The sequence below is a fragment of the Microbulbifer maximicatervae (SeqCode) genome, assembly GCF_056232625.1.
This window is the reverse complement of sequence record NZ_CP174324.1, coordinates 3,275,464-3,282,500: the sequence shown is the minus strand read 5'-3', so window position 1 is coordinate 3,282,500 and position 7,037 is coordinate 3,275,464. Positions and strand designations below refer to the sequence as shown.

5 protein-coding genes and 2 rRNA genes (1 of these 7 running past the window's edge) are annotated in these 7,037 nt (G+C 48.7%); 6 read left to right on the top strand and 1 reads right to left on the bottom strand.

The features are described from left to right. Together ACJJI6_RS14365 and rrf are read left to right on the top strand one after the other, a co-directional pair. Positions 1-336 (top strand): 23S ribosomal RNA (locus ACJJI6_RS14365) (it extends 2,546 nt beyond the left edge of the window). Positions 337-539: 203 nt separating this feature from the next. Beyond that, a 5S ribosomal RNA gene (gene rrf / locus ACJJI6_RS14360) occupies positions 540-655 on the top strand. 758 nt (positions 656-1,413) lie between these two features. On the opposite strand, the gene ACJJI6_RS14355 is transcribed toward rrf, so the two are convergent. Continuing rightward, positions 1,414-2,373 (bottom strand): hypothetical protein, encoded by a 960-nt coding sequence (locus tag ACJJI6_RS14355; RefSeq protein WP_475710953.1) that lies wholly within the window; start codon positions 2,371-2,373, stop codon positions 1,414-1,416. A gap of 154 nt (positions 2,374-2,527) precedes the next feature. Between ACJJI6_RS14355 and ACJJI6_RS14350 the strand changes: the two genes are divergently transcribed. The 4 genes from ACJJI6_RS14350 to alr are packed head-to-tail and all read left to right on the top strand — an operon-like array spanning position 2,528 to position 7,037. Continuing rightward, the gene (locus ACJJI6_RS14350) at positions 2,528-3,976 is read left to right on the top strand and encodes an alpha/beta fold hydrolase (RefSeq protein WP_475710951.1); all 1,449 of its coding nucleotides are present in this window, start codon (positions 2,528-2,530) and stop codon (positions 3,974-3,976) included. Continuing rightward, positions 3,973-4,710 carry an ABC transporter ATP-binding protein gene (locus tag ACJJI6_RS14345; protein WP_475710949.1) on the top strand — a complete coding sequence of 246 codons (738 nt, stop codon included), beginning with the start codon at positions 3,973-3,975 and terminating at the stop codon, positions 4,708-4,710. The genes ACJJI6_RS14350 and ACJJI6_RS14345 overlap by 4 nt, the downstream gene beginning before the upstream one ends. After that, the gene (locus ACJJI6_RS14340; protein WP_475710948.1) at positions 4,707-5,897 is read left to right on the top strand and encodes an ABC transporter permease; all 1,191 of its coding nucleotides are present in this window, start codon (positions 4,707-4,709) and stop codon (positions 5,895-5,897) included. Before ACJJI6_RS14345 ends, ACJJI6_RS14340 begins: the two co-directional genes overlap by 4 nt. Positions 5,898-5,924: 27 nt before the next feature. Then, positions 5,925-7,037 (top strand): alanine racemase, encoded by a 1,113-nt coding sequence (gene alr, locus ACJJI6_RS14335; RefSeq protein WP_475710946.1) that lies wholly within the window; start codon positions 5,925-5,927, stop codon positions 7,035-7,037.

Sequence of the window (7,037 nt, the reverse complement as noted above, 5' to 3'; positions counted from 1 at the left end):
GGTACGCGAGCTGGGTTTAGAACGTCGTGAGACAGTTCGGTCCCTATCTGCCGTGGGCGTTGGAGATTTGAGAAGAGTTGCTCCTAGTACGAGAGGACCGGAGTGAACGAACCTCTGGTGTTCCGGTTGTCACGCCAGTGGCATTGCCGGGTAGCTATGTTCGGACGGGATAACCGCTGAAAGCATCTAAGCGGGAAGCCTCCTTCAAGATAAGATCTCCCTGAGGCCTTGAGCCTCCTGAAGGGCCGTGGAAGACTACCACGTTGATAGGCTGGGTGTGGAAGCGTTGTGAGGCGTTGAGCTAACCAGTACTAATTGCCCGTGCGGCTTGACCATACAACAGAGATGGTTACTAACGACTAGCTAAGCTAGCGGATTGTGAGTTAGAGACATACGATCGCTTGCGGTGTATTACTACAGATTGTTTTACCGACTTATTTGGGGTTATCGCCGGTCACCAACATGACCGAGGCAAACAGCGATAACGCGGCAGGCCAAGCAGATTGCTTATAAGACCAATGCCAACCCAAGCCAGTTTGCCTGACGACAATTGAGTTGTGGAACCACCTGATCCCTTGCCGAACTCAGAAGTGAAACGCAACATCGCCGATGGTAGTGTGGGGCTTCCCCATGTGAGAGTAGGTCATCGTCAGGCTTCTAATCCGAAAAGGGCCACCCAATAGGGTGGCCCTTTTTTTTATGGCTGAAAATATTTTAAAGAAGCAAAAAACAAAAGCTAAAAAAATAAGAGAGAGAAAGCAGAAAATACTTAGTAAAAATTAAATAGAAAAAATAAAAGTAATTCTGAAAAACTTTAATGCCTAACTTTCTATTTAAAAGTCAGTCAGTAAATAAAAAAGAAAAAGCTAAAATTACCTGAGCACCTTAAAAAGCCTATAAAAATAGGCCTTTACCTACCTCCGTAGCAAACGCCTTTGCACTCACACAAAAAGTCATCCAACAAAAATAACCCTCGTAAAAACCAGAAAAGTACCCATACCACTTCCGCCAAAAATTAAATTTAGCCGGTAAAAATATCGGTGATTTTTTAGTCTCTGCAGTAATCCCCTGTAACCACGGGGCCTGTAGCCCGTTTATTAAAGTTATACACAACTCTATCCAGACTTTCTGTTAGTAAGAGCTGGCTGTGGAAATCCGCGCAAAAAGTGCTGATTTTTTACCCGCCTTCAATAGAGCCAAGCAACCACGGGGCTGGCAGGGGATATCCCGGAGTTATACACAGCTCTATCCATGGTTTCTGTTGGTAACAAAGACGCCATAAAACGGACATCAGTTATTAACAGTGTTATGAGCGATAAATCTGTGGATTATTGCGGCTGATTGGTACGCCAGTATGCGAGAGAAGAAAAATTTGGGGATAAAAAAAGCCCCACTAGGTGGGGCTTGGGCGAGCTAGTAGGCAAAGGCGTTATCTGGAACGAGATCAAAGTTCATATCATTCAAACTGAGGTCTTCCAGTGGAACCAGCTCGGCAGGGAGAGCAAAGCGTCGTGTGGCATTGCTCTGGTGCCAATCCAATACTTCAATGTCTGCTGACTCTTCTTGCTGTAGATCTTGTAAAAAGGTCTTCAGCTCAGTGGTGCTCGCAGTAATTAGCGACTGGTAGTCGTAGGTTCCCAGTAGTTTAACGAAGCGGTATTCATCCGTGGCATCTTCAATGCGCAGCCAGGCCTGCCCATTGGAATTGCCATCCTCGCCGAGAATAACCGGGCCTTGATCATCGTCGAATACTGGAATGAGCTGATAATCGGGAACAGGTAGTATTGTCCCCACCCATACCCAACCAGAGAGGCTGGTGCGGCTTAATTGCCATTCACATAGCCATACCGTCTGATCATCCTCTATGCGAAATTCCCGGTACTCCCTTTGGCTTAAATAGTTGTCAAAGCTCACTTCGGCATTGGGGTTATCTTTACGAAAACTATGAAGCTGTTGTGTCATTTCATAGTTTACTTCCCAATGCTTTTTCAAGCGCCACTGCATTGGGTATTGGCCCCACTCAACGATATATTCTTCGTGCTCGCGAACAGTTTCGACTACGCGCCAAAAGGCGCCGTCAATAAGAATGCAGGTATCCCCGAGCTTACAGCCCGGTGCAATGATGCTGCATTCAGGTGAGGCTTCGGATGCACTTACTAAGTGTTCGCTACGCCCTTCAATAACGTCATACCAGGGAAATCCGTGACGCAATGGTGGCGGGAATGCCAATGGCGGCCGGCCGCCAAGTAATCGTCGGAAGAGAACCGATTTTTCAATTTCAAGATCAGAAAGTGTATAGCCTTCCTGTTGTGTGATTTGGCCCCAGGCAAAGGCGGCTCGGATTAGGTGTTTTTCTCGGTCTGAAAAGCTCATGGGTGCAATCATGGGCAAGTAAATAAGAAACCATACCACTGTGCAGGGGTGGGCGCTAATGCAAATGCAATTATCTGCCTTTTGTTGGATGACGACACCTTAGGAGCAGTTCGATACACTGGTTGGGATAAATTCGTTGGATAGGGGGTTGGCAGTGGTTTGGATACAGAGGTTTGCGATCTTCGCGACCAGCTTGTTTATAGGGCTATCTCCAGCAGTTGCAGAAGAGAGAGAAGAGAATAACTTCGAGTCCTGCTACCTGGACGGCTGGAGCCATGCTCTGCACTGTACAACGATACCGGTTGGTGGAGGAGAAGCTGCAGTAGATCTAGCGGTAATGATAGCCCCAGCAGTTAATGAAATTGGACTGGAGCCACTTTATTTACTGGCCGGTGGCCCCGGTCAGGCAGCCAGTTATCTGACCCCGATTCTAAATGCCTTATATAAAGTCAATCAGAGTAGGGCGATCGTTCTTGTCGATAGGCGCGGCTCGGGTTACTCGGCTGCATTTGACTGTGGGATCGACGGAGAAGTCCATATGGATCTGGAGGCGGTCACCGATCAATTCTCAACTTGCTACCTTGAAAACTCCTCCTTTGCGAAAGCGCTGCATAGCCGTCAAGCGGTTGATGATCTGGAGGAAGTGCGCCTCCAGTTGAGACATAAAAAAATTGCTTTGTGGGGAGGTTCTTGGGGAACTCGTACCGCGCTTCTTTACCAGCAATGGTATCCCGAAAGTTTAAGTGTCCTGATCCTGGATGCCGTAGCCCCGATTGATTCAAAAGTTTTTCTTACTGCGCAAGCTGCTGAAAAGGCGCTGCTAAAATTGGAGAAAGACTGCAGTCAGGATCCGGTGTGCTCCGAATTTGGCGATTGGAGATCTGACCTGGATAGCTTGATTAGGGACTGGGATGGAAGAGCATCGAACTTCCCGGACCCCCACTCTGGTCGCACAATGGAAACAAGTGTTCCCCGTAGCTTCATACAAAACCTGATAAGGACCGCGCTCTACGCACCTGAAACGGCAGCGCAGTTACCATACGCTATTAGCCAGGCTGAGGAGGGTAATTATTTGCCGCTATCGGGGTTGGTTGGACTTTTATCTGATGATGGAAGTATGTCTATGGGGCTCACCTTATCGGTTGCTTGCGCTGAAGAATTAAATCGCACTACAGAGGAAGAGCTGGCTGCAGATATTCGCGATAGCTTTTTAGGTGATGCTTTTTTTGAGATTTTTGCTGAGGGTTGCAAGGTGTGGCCCGTATCTCCTATCACTTACGAAGTCCCGGAAGAAAGAAATCATCCTGTGTTAATTATTTCCGGGGAGGCTGACCCTATTACCCCACATTATTATGCGGAACAAAGCTTGGGGTATCTTTCAGAATTAAAACAGGTAGTGGTTCCAGGTGGTGGACATATCAATAGTATGCGCGGTTGTATACCAAAGCTAATAGATGATTTTCTAAAATCTCCACTTGCTTCTTTAGATAGTGATTGTATTGCGGATATTCAAAGACCACCTTTTATGGCGGGTGCTTTTGGACCTGAAATTGATAAAGCGGTATCCAGTGAATTGCTATCGAGCCAAGGGGATAACAAATGATTGCTGTTAAATCTATTCACAAGCAATTCTCTGGAAAGAAAGTACTCAAGGATCTGAACTTCAATATACCTGATGGCCAAATAACCGCTTTGCTGGGGGCCAATGGAGCCGGTAAAACTACATGCCTGAGAATTATAACGGGGTTGGTAAAACCGGATGTAGGTACTGTATTTGTTGGTGGGCTTAATGTAGCCGAAAAGCCATTAGAGATAAGGCGGGAATTGGGCGTTGTCGGCGATCGTGAAGGCTTGTATGAACGACTTACTGTAGAGGAGTACTTATCATTTTTTGCCAGTGCGCAAGGATTATTTGGCGCAGAGCTTAAGCACGCGTTGAATTCTGTTCGAGAAGAGCTGGAATTAGAGAATTTGTGGCAGCGTCGGACAAAAGGCTTTTCCCAGGGGGAGAGAATGAAAGTGTCGCTGGCGCGGGCACTAGTTCACCGGCCTACGCATTTGATACTCGATGAACCGACTCGCGGGCTTGATGTCCTTGCAGCGAGACTGCTGCGGAAAACACTTCTGCGGTTGCGCTCTGAGGGCGTAGCCATTTTATTTTCCAGCCATATTATGGCTGAAGTTACTGAGTTGTCAGATAGAGTATTGGTGATGGCTAACGGTGCTATTGTCGATAGTGGTACCCCAGATGAGCTTGTAGAACGCACAGGCTGTAAAAACCTGGAAGATAGTTTCGTCACTCTGGCTTACGGGGTTAAAGGGGAGGTGATGGCATGAAATTTTTAAACCTATTATTTACTCCCGCCATGTCTGCTCTTCTGAAGAAGGAGTTATTAGAGGTTTGGCGTGACCGGCGAGCACTGTATTTATCTTTGCTGTTTGCCATTTCATTTCCCGGAATGATCGCATCGATGACTCTGTTTATGTTTAAGTCCCAAGGGGAGAGGACATTTCAGCTAGCGTTGTTAGGCGGTCAGGATTTACCAGTATTGGAGCAGCAGCTGAGTAAAGGGCGTGTGGAGCTGGATAGCCTGTCAGAAGGGGACCCGATAGCTTTACTTGATGAAGGTTACGATGCAGTTGTGAAAATTGACGAAGGTTTTTCTACCGATTATCGCAATTTCCGCAGCCCCAAGATTTATTTGTATGTTGATAGCTCCGATCGTTTCAGTGGGCAAGGCGCGAGTCATGTTCAACAAAAGCTGGGTGAGCTACAACAGCTCATTGTTCAGCAAAGAATGGTCGCTAGGGGGGTCCCACTCAAAACAATGGCACCCTGGCAAGTCCAGGTCAGGGATGTCAGTACCCCGTCTACCCGCAGTGCCTGGATTGTTGGTTCAATACCGACACTCTTGATAATGACGCTGTTTATAGGTTGCCTGTCCTCGTCCATTGACGCCTCTGCCGGTGAACGGGAGAGAATGAGTTTTGAGGTATTACTGCAACAACCTCTGGCCGCCTGGCAGGTGGTCCTGGCCAAGGTGCTCGCTGTAGCCAGTATCAGTTGGTTATCTTCAATTCTTGCGTTAGTTTCGCTAATGGCTGTTTTTCCATTTTTGCCCCTGGCTGAAATGGGGATACAACATGCAACTACGCTGAGTGGCATGGTTGCTATGGCGCTAGCCCTGCTCCCACTGGCTCTATTGGTTGCCGTACTGCAAATATTGTTAGCGTTGCGTTCCCAGTCATTTAAAGATGCCCAAACTCAATTGAGTATATTGCAGATTTTACCTGTCACTATGTTGTTAATATTGGATATGTCATCCATAGAGCTAGAGGGGCCTGCCTGGCAGTTGGTCCCGCTGGTCGCACAACAGCAGTGGTTTAAGGCTCTACTGGTTGGGGATGCGGTCTCCATATCACTGATGATCGCTGGCTCACTGGTCAGCCTTTTATTGGTTGTTGGGTGTATATTAGGCGGTGCCCGAGCGCTGCAGCGAGAGAGTCTGCTCGGAGCTACCTAGCTTACTGATTTAGAGAGTTGTACTGGTATGAGTGACTTTCGTGAAGGGTTATTAAGTATCAACCTGAGGTCTATAGCAGATAACTATCAGGATCTGGCTAATCGCTTGAAAGCCGGCACCCGGTGCGGTGCTGTGGTTAAAGCGGATGCTTACGGCTTGGGAATGGCTCATGTTGCACCGGCGCTATACGCTCAGGGATGCCGCGATTTCTTTGTGGCCACCCAAGTCGAGGGGGAGCGCTTGCGCAGTGACCTCGGCAACGATGTGAATATAGTCATTTTTACCGGTGTCAGGCCTGGTGCTGAACTAGAGTGCGCTCGCGCGGGTTTGATCCCCACATTGTTTACTCTGGATCAATTGAAGAGCTGGGTTGAAATCTGCGAGAAAGCTCAGTTGGAGGCCCCTTGCGCCGTAAAAATTGATACCGGCATGACTCGGCTGGGATTGACCCCAGATGAGTTCGAATTGCTGCTCAAGGACCGCCCTCTCTTGGAGTCCGCCGATGTTCGGATGTTCTTCAGTCATCTTGCCTGTGCAGACCAGCCCCAGCATCCGCATAACAAGCTTCAGTTGAACGAGTTTAAGACCGCGGGCGATCGCTTGCGGGAACTGTGCCCGGATATTCAGCTCAGTCTTGCGAACTCATCCGGCATTTTTTTGGGTGAGGACTATCACTTTGATATTGCCCGACCGGGCTCCGCACTGTACGGCCTTAACCCTGTCCCTGAGGCAGAAAACCCGATGCGTCCAACGGTGACTTTGGGCTTGCCAATTGTCCAAAAGCGCTATGTCAGTCAGTCCCGGTCTGTGGGGTATGGTGCGACCCAGGAAGTTCCCGGAGATAGTTGGCTTGCGGTAGCTCGGGGTGGGTATGCCGATGGCATTATTCGAGCCCAAGGGGGGCGGGGGCGCGGATGGGGGCAAGGCCGCCCTCTACCAATTGTCGGGCGTATATCAATGGACTCTACCACTTTCGATATTTCGGGTCTCAGCGAAGAGGAGCGGGACTCCCTTCAGTCGATCGAGATTCTCAATGACCAGCTTACGGTGGATGAGGTCGCTGGGTATGCCGGGACTATCGGTTATGAAGTCCTGACGAGCCTCGGGCATCGCTATGGCCGCCATTATGTAAAAGGTTGA

Excerpts from the sequence above, each read along its gene's own strand:
- ACJJI6_RS14345 (WP_475710949.1), top strand. The coding sequence starts at position 3,973 with ATGATTGCTGTTAAATCTATTCACAAGCAATTCTCTGGAAAGAAAGTA.
- ACJJI6_RS14355 (WP_475710953.1), bottom strand. The coding sequence starts at position 2,373 with ATGAGCTTTTCAGACCGAGAAAAACACCTAATCCGAGCCGCCTTTGCC.
- ACJJI6_RS14340 (WP_475710948.1), top strand. The coding sequence starts at position 4,707 with ATGAAATTTTTAAACCTATTATTTACTCCCGCCATGTCTGCTCTTCTG.
- alr (WP_475710946.1), top strand. The coding sequence starts at position 5,925 with ATGAGTGACTTTCGTGAAGGGTTATTAAGTATCAACCTGAGGTCTATA.